Raw genomic sequence first — 18,404 nt, 5'->3', positions numbered from 1 at the left:
GCCGCGCTGGCGCGGCAGACAGTGTTCGATCCGTTGATATTGGTTTTCAGTGATTTCCATCACCATATTATATCAAATAGTGTTAACAGGCCCTAGTCTGAAATTGTAACCTACACTGATATTCTCGCTTTCGCCTCACGCTGCAGCGGTATCTCCTTCACTAAAGCATACACCGCCGGAAAAATAATGAGTGTCAGAATCGTCGCGGAAACCATGCCGCCGACCATCGGGGCGGCGATGCGGCGCATGATTTCGGAGCCGGTACCGGTACTGAGCATGACCGGCAGCAGGCCGATGACGCTGCCGGCGATGGTCATCATCACCGGGCGGATGCGGTAAACCGCGCCTTGCACCACGGCGTCATACAAATCGGTTAAGCTGACCTGCTCGGCCATCGCTTTGCGTTGCCGCGCAATGGTGGCAAGCGATTGGTCGATGAAGGTCAGCATCACCATGCCGGATTCCGCGGCGATGCCGATCAGGCCGATGAATCCGACCGCGGCGGCGATGCTCAGGTTGTAATCGAGCCAGTACATCAACCAAATGCCGCCGACCAGCGAAAACGGTATCGACAGCATCACGATCAGCGTTTCGGTCAGGCGGCCGAAATTCAGGTACACCAGCAGGAACACCATAAAAACAGTCAACGGAATCATGATCTTCAGTTTTTCGGTCGCACGCTGCATGTACTCAAATTGCCCGCTCCAGGTCGCATAGTATCCTGGCGGGAATTGCACTTGCTCTTGCACCGCTTGTTGCGCATCAGCAATGTAACCGCCGATGTCGCGGTCGCGGATATCGATGAAGATATAGGCCGACAACAGGGCATTTTCGGTGCGGATACTCGGCGCTCCTTGCATCAGCTTGATTTGCGCTAATTGACCCAGCGGAATCATGGTGCCGCCCAGCGCGGGCACCAGCACTTGCGTGGCGATGGCCTGCGGGTCGCTGCGCAGTTCGCGCGGATAGCGGATCGCCACGTCAAAACGCTCGCGGCCTTCCACCGTGGTGGTAATCACTTCCCCGCCCAACGCCACCGAAATGACTTCGAGCAGATCACCCACCGCCAGGCCATAGCGCGCCAAAGCCAACCGATCCGGCTCTATATCCAGATAATAACCGCCGGTGATGCGCTCGGCATATGCGCTGGTGGTTCCGGGAACGGTTTTTACCACAGCTTCGATTTGTTTCGCGATGGCTTCGATCTCGGTCAGATTGTTGCCGAACACCTTGATGCCGACCGGCGTGCGGATACCGGTGGCAAGCATGTCGATGCGATTCTTGATCGGCATGGTCCAGGCGTTCGCGACACCGGGTATTTGCAGCGCCTGATCGAGTTCGGCAATCAGCCGGTCGATGGTCATGCCGGAACGCCATTCATGCTCCGGTTTCAGGTTAATGATGGTTTCAGTCATTTCCAGCGGCGCCGGATCGGTGGCGGTATCGGCGCGTCCCGCTTTGCCGAACACCGAGGCCACTTCCGGAAAGCTCATGATAATTTTGTTTTGCGTCTGCATCGTTTCCGCCGCCTTGGTCACCGAAATACCCGGCAATGTGACGGGCATGTACAGCAGCGTGCCTTCGTTTAAGACCGGCATGAATTCGGTGCCCAGCCGCATGGCGGGGTAAAGCGTCACCGCCAGCACGCCCAAGGCAATCACCAGTATGGATTTTTTCCACTGCATTACGCCCGCGACAATCGGCTGATATCCGCGAATCATCAGACGACCCGGCAGGTTGTCTTGCTCACGCGGGATGCGGCCGCGAATCAACAAAAGAATCAATACCGGAACCAGCGTAATCGACAGGATGGCCGCACCGGCCATGGCAAAGGTTTTGGTATACGCAAGCGGCTGAAACATGCGTCCTTCCTGCGCTTCCAGCGCGAACACCGGTAGAAACGATACCGTGATGATCAGCAGGCTGAAAAACAGCGATGGCCCGACTTCCTTGCACGCGGCGATTACCGCGTCCGTGCGCGATTCTCCCGGTTTGAGCCGCGCCAGATGCTTATGCGAGTTTTCCACCATTACAATGGCGGCATCGGTCATTTCCGCAATCGCCAGTGCAATACCGGCCAGACTCATGATATTGGAATTGATGCCGAGCTGCGCCATAGCGATGAAGGCGATCAGCACGCCGATGGGCAGCATGATGATCGCCACCAGCGCGCTGCGCACGTGCATCAGAAATACCGCGCACACCAATGCCACGATGATGATCTGCTCGATGAACACTTCTTTCAGCGTCGCAATGGCGCGGTGAATCAGCTCGGAACGGTTATACACCGGCTCGACCGAAACATCCTGTGGCAGCCCGGATTTGATCTGGTCAATTTTTGCTTCGAGATCGTGAATAACGTCCAGTGCATTCTCACCATAACGCGCCACCGCGATGCCGGAAACCGCTTCTCCCTCGCCGTTCAGTTCGGTGATGCCGCGGCGTTCGCCGGGCACCAGTTCCACGCGGGCAATATCCCGCAGCAACACGGGCATGCCGATATGCGCCCGCACCACCAGATTCTCCAGATCGCTGATGCTTTTCAGATAACCCCGGCCACGCACCATATACTCGGTTTCCGCCAATTCGATCACACGCCCGCCGACATCGCGATTGCTGGCGGCGATCACTTCGGTGATGCGTTTCAATGGAATGTCATACGCTTGCAGGCGGCGCGGGTCAACAGTGACCTGATAGGTTTTGACGAAGCCGCCCACACTGGCAATTTCGGATATGCCGTGCGTGGTGGTTAATTGATAGCGCAGGAACCAGTCCTGAATGGTGCGCAATTCATCGAGGGTGCGGTCTTTGGCGGTTACGACATACTGATAAATCCAGCCGACGCCGGTAGCATCCGGGCCCAGCGCAGGCCGCACATCCTGCGGCAGTTGATTGGCCGCAAAACTCAAGTACTCCAGTACGCGCGACCGCGCCCAGTAAATATCGGTGCCATCTTCAAAAATGACATAAATGAAAGAAACCCCGAATGCCGATTGGCCGCGCACCACTTTTGCCCGCGGCACCGCCAGCATGGCGGTGGTGAGCGGGTAGGTGACCTGATCTTCGACCACTTGCGGCGCCTGGCCGGGATATTCGGTATAAATGATGACTTGCACATCGGACAAATCGGGAATCGCATCAACCGGCATCCTCCATAGCGCGTAAATACCCCAGCCGACGATAAATACGGTACTCAACAATACCAGGAAAACATTGCGGATCGACCATTCAATCACATGTTTGAGCATGTCAATATCTCCTAGTGATCGTGAAAAGTATCTGCGGGTTGAATGCGCACAATGACAAACTCGCCCGCCGATTCTTCGGCGATTTCAAAAATGACTTTCTGACCCGGTTTGAATGCTTGCAGTAACAGCGGTTCTTGAACGCGAAAATCCATCACCATGGCTGGCCACTTCAGGCTGGCTATCGGACCATGTGCAAGCGTGACCGTCGCATGGGAGAAATCGATCGCCTCTATGCTACCTTCACCGCGATATTGCACTTGAGAAGCAGATAATACCGCCGAGCTGGGTGCGATTTCCTGCTCGCCGGATACCGGGTAGTACGTCGTGTGGCCAAAACTGTTGAGCGCACTTTTAAAATTGCTTTCCGCATCAATCAGGAAATTAGCCTTGACCACTACGGCCTCACCGGCTCGAAGCCCACCCAGCACCTCGGCATAGCCATCGGCATGCATGCCCAGCTTGACCGTGCGCGGCTCATAGCGTCCAGTCCCCAGATCCACCAGAACAACGCGCCGGGTTCCGGTATCCAGCACTGCTGAATCCGGTACGGTCAACACTTTATCCTTGCGGTGAAACGATGCAAATTCGGCACGTGCATACATGGCGGGCTTCAATAGGCCATCGGGATTGGCCAGCACGATGCGCACGATGGCGGTGCGCGTCTCCGGTGTCACCACCGGATTAATAAAAGCCACTTCACCGTTGAAAATTTTATCCGGGTACGCATCCACGCGCAGGGTCACCGGTTGGCCGGAATGAATCATGCCCAGATCCTGTTCGAATACATCGGCCAGCATCCACACGCTCGACAAATCGGCGATTTGATACAGCACTTCTCCCGGCATGAAACGTTGCCCTTCAATGACTTTCTTTTCCAGCACCACGCCATCAGCTTTAGAACGCAGCGTCAGGTACTGACGAACTTCGCCGGTCTGTTGCAAATGCCGCAATTCACTTTCCGCGACATCCCAGTTGCGCAGTTTTTGTAATGCGCTGGCAACCAGCCGTTGCATCGCGGCACGCACATCCGGAGCGCCATCAGCAACGGATTGCAAACCGCGCGCGGCGATCAGATATTCCTGTTGCGCGGCAATCAGGTCAGGACTGTAGACATCCATCAGCGCATCGCCTTTTCTGACCGCTTGCCCCGTGGTGCTTACGTACAGCCGTTGTATCCACCCTTCAAACTTGATCACTACAGTGTATTGCTTGCGTTCATCAGTCTGCACCGTTGCCACGGCGCGCACGGTACGTATCAGTTCACGTAATTCCGCCGTTTCGGTACGCACGCCGAGTTTTTGCACTTTTTCGGTACTGATGGCCACAATGCGCTGATCCGATGGCGCTTCATCACCATCGTAGACCGGCAGATAATCCATTCCCATCGGATCTTTTTTAGGCACCGGGGAAGTGTCCGGCAATCCCATGGGGTTGCGGTAATACAGAATCTTGCGTTCTCCGCCGTTGGTTATTGCCGTTGCTGTCGTTGTTACGGCTGTTTTCGATTGCGTATAGCCCCACCAGTAGCCTGCGGCCAGCGTGACTATCAACGCGATTCCGGCCCAGACCGGTTTAATCATGAGTGACATGGAAAGCTCCCGGATGGTTATCAGTGCACATGTTTACCCACCAGCCAATCAATCTCCGCCAGCGCCTTGTTGTAATTGGCGATTGCGGTAATGCGATTGGCCTCAAAATCAAATACCGTCATTTGATTATCCAGCAGGGTCAGAAAATCAACCCGCCCCACCTGATACGCGGTTAATGCGGATTCGACCGTCAATCGGGCTTGCGGCAGAATGGTGGTTTGATAAAGTTTGATTGATTTCAGGCTTTGTTCGGCCAGGGCAATTTGCTGGCGCAATCGTGCGGTCACCTCATTACGTTGCGCCTGATACAGACTGGCGGCCTGGTCGCGCAGCGCTTGCGATTCCAAGATGCGCGGTTCGATCTTACTGCCACGCCATACCGGCAGATTGACCGCTACGGTCATGCTGACCATGTCATCGCGCCGGGTACCGTCCGGCATGTTGTCGCGCTGGCCGTAGGAAAAGCGCACATCAAGATCCGGATAATAAGCCCGGCGCGCCAAATCAACGGATTTTTCATTGCGCGCAATCAGGCTTTGCAATGCCAACAGTTGCGGCCGCTGTAGCATGGCCTCCTGTTGCAGCATCTCCATAATCAAGGGGATTTCCTGAATGTGCAGTAACGCGGGAACCAGAGCCTCGGTTTTAGTGCCGCGCCCCAATGCGCGCATCAATTCCGCCTCAAACACAGGCTGTTCGCGTTCCAGCGCCAGCAATCTGTCCAGCATCCTTGAAACCTGTGTCTGCGCCTTCAGCACATCCGCCTGGCTGCCTTGTCCTACTTGATAACGTTCTTCAGCGATACGCAGGAAATATTCCAGCGTCTGCCGGTTTTTTTCAACCAATTGAAATATCTCGCGCGTAAGACCCAGATCAAAATAAGCCGTCTTCAGATTGTGGATCACCCGGTTAACTGTTTCCTGATAACCATATTCAATCGCTTGCGCATCCTTGCTGGCAACCTCCTTGCGTAAACCGCGTTTGCCAGGAAAGGGCAGGCGCTGAGACAGACCGATCATTTTCATCGTCATATCTTCACGGTTAAAGGGGGATGACGCCAACGGCGCATTGATCACGCCCGCTTCGAGCATGGGATCATCCAGCGCCTCGGCCGGCGCAATTCTTTGTTGCGCTGCTGCGCGCTCCTGTTGCGCCGCCTGGATTTCCGGATTGTTTTCCAGCGCTTCCCTGATCAACCCGGGTAATAATGTGGTATTGCCCGGTTGCGATGCAGTTGAGCGCTCCGGTGCGGCCGAGTACGTAAACACGGTGGATCCGGTTTTGCTGGCTTCTCCTTGTGCCTGCACATGAGCTGTGATCGTAGCCGCAACCCATGCAATGACAATCATGCCAGCGCGATTCATCGCAGCCTCCCGATGAAGTTTTGTTGTTTCCAATACGTTCTAATAATGAATAAAATGAGCATGCTAGCCTCCCGGCAAGTGATCTCGTCCGCTCTAATGAGAATGAGCGGATACCGAGGATAGTTTGCGATCTTGCACTTCCTGCGCTATACGCGCCGCTGCGCGGAATCTTTGCAAAAAACCGCTGTTTTGCCTGGGGAAACGCTGATTAATTCGGTGAACAAGATGAGGCGCGAGTACCGCGCAACGAAGTGATTCGCTCGTGCAACCAATTAATCAGCGTTTCCCTAAGCCACTGGCAAAATTACAGGGAAGCAGAGAGAGGGGGGTGTTGCGGCTGCTCTGGAACAAATGACGTAAATCCGGAATTCGATGAAATAACAACAGAAGTGATTTTGAGAAGCAGTGGCGCTATGTAGCCAGACAAAATCGGCGTACTGCTATAAGCATCGCATGACGTATCATCGCAAGGCAGGCTGGATAACACATGGTCAGCCGTGTCAGCGGCCGCTTGCTTATGACAGCCGTCATGATGATGCTTGTCGATGGCAATCACCGGCTGGTCAACAGGACTGTGAAAATTTTTCTCTTGTACGCACACGGACAAAACAGCCGCTGCGACACCTTGCAGAGGCAGCCACAGCATAAAAAAAACCAATAGCCATGCGCAGTTATATGTTCTCATATTTTTTATTATAAACAATTTCCGGATTTGACAAATAAAATCCGCACAATCATCGATCCATCAGCCCGGCTGACTGGACGCTATCAGTTACCGATATGCTGCTCATACCGCTCGGCCTTCGACCGGTCCCCAGCCAGCCTGGCCGCCTGCGCGGCACGATAAATGCCATTACGGCGATTGGGTGTGCGTATCAATGAAGCTTCGAGTTCCTGTAGCGCTTCATCGGGTCGTTTCAGCTCAAGCAGCAATTCCCCCAGCAACTCCCTGACAGGAATGATCGCCCCCGGGGTGACATTGTCTTTTTCCGTTGAATCTTCCAATTCAGCCGCAGCTCGCATAAGCTGAACAGCATCCTCCGTTTGGCCTTTACCGAGCGCCACCCAAGCTGCAACCGCCAAGCGCTGGATTTCGATCTGATCTGCGGTATAGTCCTTATTGGCGGCTCTGTCGGCGTCGCGTAACGCTTCCAGGCGTTGCAAACTATCCTGGGCTACAGCCACTTTTCCAGTTCTCGCCGCCCCCAAACCACGGGCAAAGTGCGTGATGGCTTCGCACCAGCCAAATTGTTGCCACGGGAAATCACTTGGATTGACGTCGAGTCCGGCAGCCTCATCCCATTGGGCGCGTTCGATCGCATAACGCGCCGGAATTGCCGCGTATGCATACGCGGTCGTGGTATTTTCCGGCCGCACTTGCTTAATCGATTGCAGCTGTTGCAGAATTTCCCTGGCTTTTTCGGTTTCACCCATTTGCAGATAAGCGTACATCGTGTAATCCATGAAATGGAGCTGCTGATCCCAGGTTTCAGTCAATGCGTTTTCGTGGGCATGCGCCTTTGCTGCTTGACCGGCCGCCAGATTGGATTGCGCCGCATCCTGCCAATACCCCAGCCGAATGAAAATATGCGATGGCATGTGAAGCGCATGCGGCACTGCCGGTGCAATACGCGCGTATGTCCGCGCGGCATTCAATCCAAGCTCGGCCAGCTCGGGATAGTCGCTACTATGGATGATGTAATGCGTTACCCCCGGATGATGCGGTTCATGTTCGAGCACCTTTTGCAGCAAACGCAATGCTTTTTTCTGATTGGCAAAAGTTTTGTCACTGGGAGAAGCTGTAGAAATCAATGCCAGCGCATAAAATACCATCGCTTCGCGATCATCGGGATTTTGCGCCATAACCCGCTCCATCGCGCTTTGATATGCCAGCTTCCGGGCGCCGTAATCCACTTTTTCATCATCGCGATACAAGGATTCAGCGGCCTCAAGATAGGCCGCCTCTCTTTTTGTTTTGATGGCCTGCTTGTTTACCTGTCGTAATGCCTCGCGTCCTTTCTGCAACTCCGCTGCGACCGGGGGCGTCGCCCATAATTGATGATAAAGACTCATCGCAACGCCCCAATAACCCATGACGCAATCCGGATCGGTCACCGTCACTTGACGAAATGCCTTTTCCGCTTCGTCATACCAGAACGAATGCAGCATTGCCACGGCCTGATTAAATTGCGTTTGCGCCATCGCTGTGCAAGAGACCGGAAAACTTACCTTGCCCAGCTTCTCCTGATCGAAAGTGCCGGAATGATGGTGATTTTCATCCGCCTGCAGCGAACCAGCAAACAAAAAGGCTGTGATAGTGATTATTGTTATGAATTTTTTCATGCAACACCTCAAAATTTTGTGATATTCCAATGCGTTCCCCTTGCCTTAGGGTATTGCATTGAGCTTGCGAAACGGCATTTACTACTATAAGAAAACGTTACCGTTAATCCCCGGGCTGCAGACATTTAATCAGGATAAACTGCACGAGTTTATTGATGAGTTATAGCTTGAAGTTGGATACATCCCGGTCGTCCCGGCAAATACGCATCCAGAAGATGCTGCCATGCTGCTCAATTGCCCCTGCAGGCCAATTTTCCCAGAGAGGTTTGAGAATGCCTGACAGCTCCGGATCGACCGAAGCAAAAACGCTGGGCAGAATAACCTCCAGCCAGGGGCAATCGCCCAACAGATAACAAGCAAGCAAATATTGTTCTGACCAGAACCAGTCCACAGTACTTTCCGGGTAATCAAAAGGCAGGCAGATATCATGAATACCTACCCACACGCCGTGTGGCAGTTGCGGCAAAACATCGAGAAAAAACACAGTGGTGTCGGTATGCATGAAACAACGATGTGAACCATCCATAAAAATGATATCGCCCGCTTTGATCTGAGAAAATAGGGATAAATCTAATTCTTCCAGCGGCTTACGGTGAATTTCATTGCATAGGCTATCGCACACGGCTCGTGGAGCCGGATCGATTGAAATCAATTTTGTTGCCGGACTATGTTCCCGTATGGCTTTAGCGATGAAACGCGTAGAATTGCCTGATCCGATCTCCAGAAATATCTTTGGTTTACGGTTCGCGGTCAAGCTATAGAGGGTTACGCCGTCCATCCCCGGAATGAAGCCGTTGACCCAATAAGGTCTTATTCCTTCTGAGTCATCGCTGCATGCAATTGTTTTTAAATCATTAGCATACTCCAAGCATATCCGGAGTGTATCTTTGTAGATATGGCGATTCCTGTCCAGCTTGGCCACCAATAAGGGATGAGGCTTGTCCAGCAGAGGATATCTTGGGGCTCTTCCTACCGGATAATCGATTATCAATGTGTTGGTAAGCATAGATCAGCTGATTTAACGATAGATGTGCTGATGGGATCGGTGCCAGTCGATCGCATCTTACAGTTTACAAAACCAAACAACAAGACAAATCATATCATTTCATTGCCATTCCCGGAGCTCAGTAAAAAAACATTACCATACTCGTCGGCATGATCGCCGATACGATAGGTGCCGATATTATCACGATAATCCTCATGCTGCGCTGGATGGAACATGTATCCGTCAATGTTTTATTAGCACGAAAGTGGATGAACACGCTTTTTGCAATGCGCGAATCCCAATAAACAGGAAATAACTGATACCACATTATTGCTTTTTTCTGAATTCGAACTTAGAATGACGCACGTGTGTGCTTTTTTTATGCTAATCATCGCAATTGCCGATATAGGCGCTAAAATGCACAGCACGTCAATGGGAAACTAGGGTTCCGGCCAATATAGGCAAGGTGACTGGTCCAAGAGTTTCCGGTCTCATGATAATGAGGCTCCACGGAGGGATAAAAGCCCGGGAGAAATTAGTCGTGTATCGCTGATACATGGATTTCCTGCTATTATTTCTCGATCAAGGAGACTTGTTATGTCAAAAGTATCAAATCCAATCAATGGCTTAGCAAAACAAGCGCCACATTCAATCCGCCCCAGCATGAATATCTGGCATAGCTTTACGCTGGGCTTTGCAGTGGTATCTCCCATCGTTGGTCTCTATGCGATCATCGGCGTGCAGACTACGGTGACGGGTGGAGGCTGGTTTGCTGCACTGGTGATTTGTTTGTTAATGCAATTACTGGTGGCGACCGTCTACGCGGAATTGTCGTCGCAATTTCCGATTGCCGGCGGTGCGTACAAATGGGCGAGGCAGCTTTATGGCATCACGGCCGGTCATTATGCCGGGGTCATTTACGTCAGCTCCACGATTGCCATGCTGACCACCACAGCATACGCAGGGGGTATTTGGTTTGCCGGTTTTTTTGGGTCGGAAGGTGAAAGCGGCAGCGAGAAAGTTTTATGGGCAATAATTTTTTTGACCCTGTGCACGCTGCTGAATCTGGTACATGTCAATATTTTCAAGCTCGTTATCAAGCTCGGGGTTTATGCTGAGGTAGTCGCGTCATTGGGTATTGCGATGCTGTTATTCTTGTTTTTCCGTCAACATCCTTTTGTGGAATTATTTCAGCATTTAGGTACCGGCACCGCACCCAGCAGCATCGCCGCTTTTCTCGCAGCGCTTGCGATTGCCGGTTGGGCATTCATCGGTTTTGATGCCTGTTCGACTACCGCGGAAGAAACACATCAGCCAGAACATGCAGTGCCACGGGCGATATTTCTTTCGCTATGCACAGTCGGTACCGTGGTGATTTTCAACTCAGCCTCATTGGTATTGGCTTTTGATCATGATGTTTTAACCAATAGCAGCGTAACTGCCGATCCGATTACGCCGTTAATCGCCAGTCATTTCGGAACATGGATTGAAAAGCCGTTTCTGGCGACTGTCATGATAGCATTTCTTGCCTGCGGCGCATCGGTAGTCAAATACACCTCACGCATTATTTTTTCAATGGCGCGTGAAGGCAATTTACCCAGCATACTCAATCGGGTCACTCCAGCCAGCACACCGCGCAATGCCATTCTCTTCACTGTCCTGTTGGCAAGTTGCGGGTTGATATTTGGACTGAACGACGATGCCGTGGCCACCATCATCGCATTTGGCACGGGCGGTCTTTATGCCATGTTCACATTCACCACCGGCATCGCATTGTTTGCCAGATTGACCGGCCGCTGGAATCCGGATTTAGGGCAACTGAAGCTGGGAAAATGGGGGTTGGTCATTAATAGCCTGGCATTTGCCTGGGCATTATTCGAGCTGATCAATATCGCCTGGCCGCGCCCTTATGCCATTGCAGCCGATGCGCCGTGGTGGCAGTTATGGGCCACGCCCCTGGTGCTGGGCAGCATTTTGAGTGTTACCACAATTTATCTATCTTTCCGTAAGTTATCAGGGAATCGGCCATGAATCATCAACCACAAATCATCTGGAAGCAAACTATACCCGGCGGATGTCATTGGTCGGGCATCATCCGCCGCGGAACTACGCTGCGTTTAACTGATTCCGAGGGGGGTGCAAACGCGGCGGTATTGTTTTTTAACCAGGAAGAAAAGCTTGAGCGTTACAACATGGCGGATACTCTGAAATCGCAGCATACCTTTCGTTTAACCAAGGGACACGCCTGCCATTCGGACATGGGGCGAATTTTCTGTTGCATCACAGCGGATACTTCCGGCTGGAATGATACCGTATGCGGCTTGAGCGACGCCGATATGATTCAGAACAAATATGGTACCGCGCGCTTCCAGGAACATCGCAATCAAATGTTTCGCAGCGGCCTGGATGGTTTCCTGATTGAACTGGGTAAGTGGGGTCTGGGCATACGCGATATCGTAGCCAACATCAATTTTTTCAGTAAAGTCACAACAGATGCTTCAGGCGAATTGACATATCAGGCCGACCATAGCAAATCAGGTGATTATGTCGATTTAAGCTTTATAATGAATACGCTTGTTGTGCTATCCACGGCACCACATCCGTTGGATCCCAAAAAACCATATCAACCTAGCATGGTCAGCTTGGAATTATCTAATACACCCCCGGAGGCCATCAAGGAATGCCTGCATATCAGTGAAAATATCCGTGCGTTGCATAACGCGCAAAACTTTTATTGTGAAGGTGTGAAATGAATACTTCTTATCTGCATACCAGTCTGCTTAATCCCGAACATGCTGCAATTGATGAGGTTTGCGCAGCCGGGGAGCCTTGGGTCAAACAAGTCAAACAGGGACAGACTTTTCGCATTGTCGATCTGGAAGGTAATCAGGCGGTCGATACTTTGTTCTATAACGCGCATAACGCACAAGAGCGTTATAGCTCTACCGACACCATTAACCGGCAAAACAGGCTGTACCTGTCGACCGGCAGCAAACTCTATTCCAATTTTGGCAGTATTATGCTCAGCATCACTGCGGATACTTGCGGACAGCATGATACGCTGGGCGGTGCCTGCTCGGCTGAAAGCAACACCGTGCGCTATGCCCCGGAAAAATTTCCAATGCACAGTTGCCGCGACAATTTTCTGCACGCGCTCGCGCATGATCCGCTTTGCCTGGAATTAGGCATAAGCAAGCGTGATTTGCCCAGCAACATCAATTTTTTCATGAATGTTCCAGTTACGGAGGCCGGTGGTCTGGAGTTCGCCGACGGCGTTTCTGCACCCGGAAAATATGTCGAAATGCATGCGGAAATGGATGTCCTCGTATTGATTTCCAACTGCCCTCAGCTCAATAATCCATGCAACGCGTATAATCCGACGCCGATCCGGCTGTTGATTTGGGATTAATGCCATGTTCAGCAAAGTACTCATCGCCAACCGCGGTGCAATCGCTTGCCGGATCATCCGTACACTGCGCCGCATGCAAATAACCAGCGTGGCAGTTTATACTGAAGCCGATGCGTTATCCCGCCATGTTACCGAAGCTGATGAAGTTTACTGCATTGGGGATGGCGTTGCAGCGGAAAGCTATTTGCGCCCGGATAAGATCCTTAAGGTTGCGGAACAATCCGGTGCTCAAGCCATCCATCCCGGTTATGGATTCTTAAGCGAGAATGCAGAATTTGCTGCGCAGTGCACTGCGCAGAATATCTGCTTTATCGGCCCCACGCCGCAACAAATGCGCGCCTTTGGCCTGAAGCATACTGCACGGGCGCTGGCGATGGAGAATCAGATACCGCTGTTACCTGGAACCGGCTTACTGGAAAACTTGGATGCTGCCTGTCATCAGGCTAAACATATCGGTTATCCCGTTATGCTGAAAAGTACCGCCGGCGGCGGCGGTATCGGTATGCGTTTATGCTGGAATCAAGATGAATTGATTGGCGCTTACGAATCCGTCAAAACGCTTGCGCAAAACAATTTTAAGGATGCCGGTTTATTTTTGGAAAAATATGTCGACCAGGCGCGTCATATCGAGGTACAAATTTTCGGTGACGGCAAAGGCCAGGTCATCGCCTTGGGCGAGCGCGATTGCTCCATGCAACGGCGTAATCAGAAAGTCATCGAGGAAACACCCGCCCCCAACCTTGCGCCACATCTGCGGCAGGCATTGCTGGATACCGCGGTACGCCTTGGCAAGGCGGTCAATTATCAATCCGCTGGCACCGTTGAATATATTTTTGATGCCGCCACGGGTGAATTTTATTTTCTCGAGGTTAACACGCGCCTGCAGGTTGAGCACGGCGTAACCGAAGAAGCAACCGGTTTTGATCTGGTGGAATGGATGGTGCGGCAAGCCGCGGGCGATATGCCGCCACTCGACTCCTTTACCATTCAGCCTCGCGGAGTTTCCATTCAAACCAGGGTTTATGCCGAGAATCCTGCAAAAGAATTTCAGCCTTCCAGTGGCATACTGACCGCAGTGGAGTTCTCCGCGGATGCACGTGTCGAGACCTGGATCGAGCGCGGCGTTGAAGTTTCCGCGTATTATGATCCGATGCTGGCAAAAATCATCATCCACGCACCGGAACGCGGGGAAGCCATCGCAAAACTACTGGCCGCGTTGGAGAACACATCGCTATACGGGATTGAAACCAATCTTGCATATCTCGGGCAAATACTGCGCAGCGCGGTATTCCGTAGCGGGCAATCGCACACGCAATTTCTCAACGGATTCCATTATCAGCCGCATAGCATCAACGTTTTGAATGCCGGTGTGCAGACCATGATCCAGGATTATCCGGGACGTATTGGTTATTGGAATGTTGGCGTTCCCCCTTCCGGACCGATGGATAACCTGGCTTTTCGTCTGGCTAACCAATTGGTCAATAATTCGGATGATAGCGCCGGACTGGAAATTACTCTCGCAGGACCGACGCTGGATTTTAATTGCGACAGCATCATAGCGATTTGCGGTGCGCCGATGGATGTGTTGCTGGATAACGAACCGCTGCCGCAATGGCAATCCCATTTTGTCAAAGCAGGCTCGCGCTTGCAATTTGGCAAAATCAAACATGGTGGCAGTCGGGCTTATCTGGCCATATATGGCGGTTTCCAAGCTCCCGATTACCTTGGCAGCAAATCCACTTTCACGCTCGGGCAATTTGGCGGGCATGCCGGGCGTGTATTGCGTACCGGCGATGTACTTCATATTCCTCCGCTTCCATCCCCTCATCCTCCTGTCTCACGGTATTTGCCGCACGAATTGATTCCGCAATATACCAACCGTTGGGAAATTGCAGTTCTGTATGGTCCTCATGGCGCGCCCGATTTTTTCACTTCCGCGGATATCGAGCATTTTTTTGCCGCTGAATGGAAAGTACACCACAACTCAAGTCGCACAGGCGTACGGCTGATTGGCCCCAAACCACAATGGGCGCGTAGCGACGGCGGGGAAGCCGGCCTGCATCCTTCCAACATTCACGATAACGCTTACGCCATAGGCGCAGTGGATTTTACCGGAGACATGCCGATTATCCTGGGCCCGGATGGTCCCAGCCTGGGTGGTTTTGTTTGTCCGGTCACTATTATTCAGGCAGAGCTTTGGAAAATCGGGCAGCTCAAGCCTGGCGACAGCATCCGCTTCCGTCCCGTATCCATAGAGCAGGCATCTGCGTTGGAACAACAGCAGAGTGAATTAATCAGGAATCTTGAGACGCATAACCCTGGACGGACTCATTCCATTTTCGGAGAGCCGGGAGATCCTGTTCTACATCGTATTCCCCAGAGTACAGAACAGATGCAGGTGACTTATCGTCAGTCCGGCGACAAATACTTGCTGGTCGAGTACGGGCCTCCGGTACTTGATCTCAACTTGCGCTTCCGCGCTCATGCCTTAATGAATTGGTTGCAGCAACGTATCGATGACGGACTTTGTGGCATCCTGGATCTGACACCCGGAATCCGCTCCTTGCAAATCCACTTTGAGTCCTTGCAGCTGTCGCGCGATGCATTGCTGGCGCTTCTGATTGCTGGCGAAAGGCAATTGCCTGCGATTGATGATATGGAGGTGCCGTCCCGCATCGTTCATCTTCCTTTATCCTGGAATGATATCGCGACACAACTGGCTATCGAGAAATACATGCAGTCAGTGCGCAGTGATGCACCCTGGTGTCCGAGCAACATTGAATTTATCCGCCGTATTAACGGACTGGAAAGCATTGAAGATGTCCGGCGCATCGTTTTTGCAGCCAGTTATTTGGTTATGGGACTCGGAGATGTCTATCTGGGCGCACCGGTAGCTACCCCGCTGGATCCTCGCCACCGTTTAGTGACTACTAAGTACAATCCAGCCCGTACCTGGACGCCTGAAAATGCGGTCGGTATTGGCGGCGCTTATTTATGCGTGTACGGCATGGAAGGTCCGGGCGGTTATCAGTTCGTCGGCCGTACTATACCGATGTGGAATCGCTACCGCCAGACAGCGGATTTTATCGATGGAAAACCCTGGTTACTGCGTTTCTTTGATCAGATCCGGTTCTATCCGGTGAGTGAAGATGAATTGCTCAAGCTGCGCAAGGATTTTATTAGCGGATATTTTAAGCTGCGTATCGAAGAAACTGTTTTAAACCTTAAACAATACAATATTTTCCTGCAACAGCAAGCTGCCAGTATCAACGCATTCAAAACCACGCAACAAGCGGCATTTGAGGCCGAACGGAGGCACTGGGAAGCCAACAATCTGTCCCAGTATGTCAATGAAGATATGTTGGATGAAGCCGATGCGCAAAGTGAGCTGGACTTGCCGGAAGGTGCGCAGGCGATCAGCGCTCAAGTAACCGGTACCGTCTGGAAGCTGCTGGTCAAAGAAGGCGAGCGTATTGAAGCGGGTAAGCCCGTTATCGTAATAGAATCGATGAAAATGGAATTCGCAGTGGATTCGCCGGTTACCGGCACAATACGGCAGTTATTCTGCAAACAGGGAGGATACGTATCTGCCGGACAGGCGCTTTTCGTCATTCAGGAAGAAAAATGATGAAAAAGAAGCTTTTCCCGCTGGGTGACATTACATCTTTGCTGCAATGCTATGCGAGTGGCGAACTCTCACCGACTCAATTGGTTGAAGCAATTCACGCCGAGATTCAGAATGATCCGGATCATGCCTGGATTTCTACGCTTCCATTGGAATCATTGAAAGATTATGCCCGTAAAGTGGAAGCTGCAGGTATGGCATCGCTCCCATTGTATGGCATACCTTTCGCCATCAAAGACAATATAGATTTAGCGGGATTACCAACAACGGCAGCTTGCCCGGCCTTTGCCTACACGCCTTCATGTAGCGCAACGGTCGTGAAAAAATTGATAGATGCAGGTGCAATTCCTGTCGGCAAATCCAATCTTGACCAATTCGCTACCGGACTAAACGGCACACGATCTCCCTATGGGGCTTGCCGGAACGCATTTGATCCTGCTTATATTTCCGGGGGATCAAGTTCAGGTTCGGCTGTCGCCGTAGCTAAAGGACAGGTGTGTTTCAGCCTCGGCACCGATACCGCAGGTTCCGGCAGAGTTCCCGCCGCTTTTAATAATCTGATCGGATATAAACCCACCAAAGGCTGGCTCTCGACGCATGGCGTGGTACCCGCCTGCCGTTCCCTTGATACGGTATCCATTTTCGCCTTTACTGCCATTGACGTGACACACATTCTGAAAGCTTGCGCTGGCTACGACGCAGCGGATATTTATTCCAGGGAAAGAAAAAGTCACGGTTTCAATTTTGGTGCCGCTCTCCATTTTCGTTTTGGCATTCCGCACAAGCAACATCTTAAATTTTTTGATAATCCTGATAACGAACGGTTATTTAATGAAACCATAACGCGCATACAAGCGCTGGGCGGAGAAGCGGTCGAGATTGATTTTGAACCCTTTCTTGAAGCCGCCCGGCTTCTTTACGAGGGTCCTTGGGTAGCTGAGCGCTATGCAGCGATTCAATCATTCTTCGAACTGCATGGCGATCAAATCATTGCACCGGTGCATGAAATCATCGCGACTGCGAAACATCGCTCGGCGGCCGATGCATTCAATGGTTTTTACCAATTACGCCGCATCAAACAACAAGCAGATCAGATTTGGACTCATGTTGATTGTTTATTAACACCCACCGCAGGAACGATCTACTCCATTCAGGCCATGCAGCGGGATCCTATCCGCCTCAATACCAATCTGGGTTATTATACCAATTTCATGAATCTGCTTGATTATGCAGCAATAGCCGTCCCTGCAGGCTTTCAGAGCAACGGACTGCCTTTTGGCATAACGCTGGCAGCACCAGCCCATCAAGATCATCCATTACTGCATCTTGCCCATCGTTTACAGCAGCACCAATCACTCTCTCTGGGCGCAACTGGCATTGCATTACGTCAGGATGCTCATTTTCCTGCCGCACCCGAATCGGGACAGGTACGGATAGCTGTTTGTGGCGCACATTTATCCGGCTTGCCATTGAACGGACAATTAACCAGCCGTCGAGGCCGATTGGTGACAAGCACTACCACTTCCCCTGACTACAGGCTCTACGCATTACCCGGCAATCCTCCGCAACGTCCCGGCTTAATTCGGGTCAACAAAAATGAGCAGGGGGTTCCGATTGAGGTGGAGGTTTGGGAGTTACCGATGTATGAATTAGGGAGTTTCGTAGTCGGCATTCCGGTACCCTTAGGGATCGGTACCATTACGTTGGTGAACGGTGAAACGCTGCTGGGTTTTGTCTGCGAGCGTTATGCCATCGAGAATGCAATGGATATCAGTCAATTTGGTGGATGGCGTAACTACCTGAAACAACGCGACCTCTCATAATGGAAAACCAATTGGGCT

12 protein-coding genes and 1 riboswitch are annotated in these 18,404 nt (G+C 51.9%); of the genes, 5 read left to right on the top strand and 7 right to left on the bottom strand.

Annotation, left to right across the window (positions count from 1 at the left end):
• Positions 1–110: 110 nt before the first annotated feature.
• The 7 genes from C4S39_RS02580 to C4S39_RS15655 all read right to left on the bottom strand — a co-directional run bounded on the left by C4S39_RS02580 (position 111) and on the right by C4S39_RS15655 (position 9,765).
• Entirely contained in the window at positions 111–3,248 is a 3,138-nt protein-coding gene (locus C4S39_RS02580; RefSeq protein WP_103965484.1) for an efflux RND transporter permease subunit, read from the bottom strand.
• A gap of 11 nt (positions 3,249–3,259) precedes the next feature.
• The gene (locus tag C4S39_RS02575) at positions 3,260–4,837 is read right to left on the bottom strand and encodes an efflux RND transporter periplasmic adaptor subunit (RefSeq protein ID WP_103965483.1); all 1,578 of its coding nucleotides are present in this window, start codon (positions 4,835–4,837) and stop codon (positions 3,260–3,262) included.
• Between the two features lie 20 nt (positions 4,838–4,857).
• The gene (locus C4S39_RS02570; protein WP_258039248.1) at positions 4,858–6,201 is read right to left on the bottom strand and encodes a TolC family protein; all 1,344 of its coding nucleotides are present in this window, start codon (positions 6,199–6,201) and stop codon (positions 4,858–4,860) included.
• Between the two features lie 304 nt (positions 6,202–6,505).
• Entirely contained in the window at positions 6,506–6,847 is a 342-nt protein-coding gene (locus C4S39_RS02565) for a hypothetical protein (protein ID WP_103965498.1), read from the bottom strand.
• Positions 6,848–6,969: 122 nt separating this feature from the next.
• Positions 6,970–8,544 (bottom strand): hypothetical protein, encoded by a 1,575-nt coding sequence (locus C4S39_RS02560; RefSeq protein WP_258039247.1) that lies wholly within the window; start codon positions 8,542–8,544, stop codon positions 6,970–6,972.
• Positions 8,545–8,704: 160 nt separating this feature from the next.
• A complete protein-coding gene (locus C4S39_RS02555) occupies positions 8,705–9,550 on the bottom strand; it encodes a class I SAM-dependent methyltransferase (protein ID WP_103965482.1) in 846 nt (281 codons plus the stop codon).
• Positions 9,551–9,639: 89 nt separating this feature from the next.
• On the bottom strand, positions 9,640–9,765 hold the full coding sequence (locus tag C4S39_RS15655) for a hypothetical protein (RefSeq protein ID WP_258039246.1): 126 nt from the start codon (positions 9,763–9,765) through the stop codon (positions 9,640–9,642).
• Between the two features lie 193 nt (positions 9,766–9,958).
• A riboswitch (guanidine-I (ykkC/yxkD leader) is annotated at positions 9,959–10,063 on the top strand.
• Positions 10,064–10,126: 63 nt separating this feature from the next.
• On the opposite strand from C4S39_RS15655, the gene C4S39_RS02550 reads away from it, so the two are divergent.
• From C4S39_RS02550 to atzF, 5 genes are read left to right on the top strand one after another with little or no spacing between them, the layout of a single operon-like run.
• Positions 10,127–11,560, top strand: a complete 1,434-nt coding sequence (locus C4S39_RS02550; RefSeq protein ID WP_103965481.1) for an APC family permease — start codon at positions 10,127–10,129, stop codon at positions 11,558–11,560.
• Positions 11,557–12,282 (top strand): urea amidolyase associated protein UAAP1, encoded by a 726-nt coding sequence (locus tag C4S39_RS02545; RefSeq protein WP_103965480.1) that lies wholly within the window; start codon positions 11,557–11,559, stop codon positions 12,280–12,282. The genes C4S39_RS02550 and C4S39_RS02545 overlap by 4 nt, the downstream gene beginning before the upstream one ends.
• Positions 12,279–12,938: an urea amidolyase associated protein UAAP2 gene (locus tag C4S39_RS02540; protein WP_103965479.1), complete on the top strand. Its 660-nt coding sequence runs from the start codon at positions 12,279–12,281 to the stop codon at positions 12,936–12,938. Before C4S39_RS02545 ends, C4S39_RS02540 begins: the two co-directional genes overlap by 4 nt.
• A 4-nt stretch (positions 12,939–12,942) precedes the next feature.
• Positions 12,943–16,566, top strand: a complete 3,624-nt coding sequence (uca, locus tag C4S39_RS02535) for an urea carboxylase (RefSeq protein WP_103965478.1) — start codon at positions 12,943–12,945, stop codon at positions 16,564–16,566.
• Positions 16,563–18,386, top strand: a complete 1,824-nt coding sequence (atzF, locus tag C4S39_RS02530; RefSeq protein WP_103965477.1) for an allophanate hydrolase — start codon at positions 16,563–16,565, stop codon at positions 18,384–18,386. Before uca ends, atzF begins: the two co-directional genes overlap by 4 nt.
• Positions 18,387–18,404: the final 18 nt, after the last annotated feature.

It is taken from the genome of Nitrosomonas ureae, from assembly GCF_900108305.1.
GTDB lineage: Bacteria > Pseudomonadota > Gammaproteobacteria > Burkholderiales > Nitrosomonadaceae > Nitrosomonas > Nitrosomonas ureae_B.
This window is presented reverse-complemented; position numbering and strand designations above follow the sequence as displayed.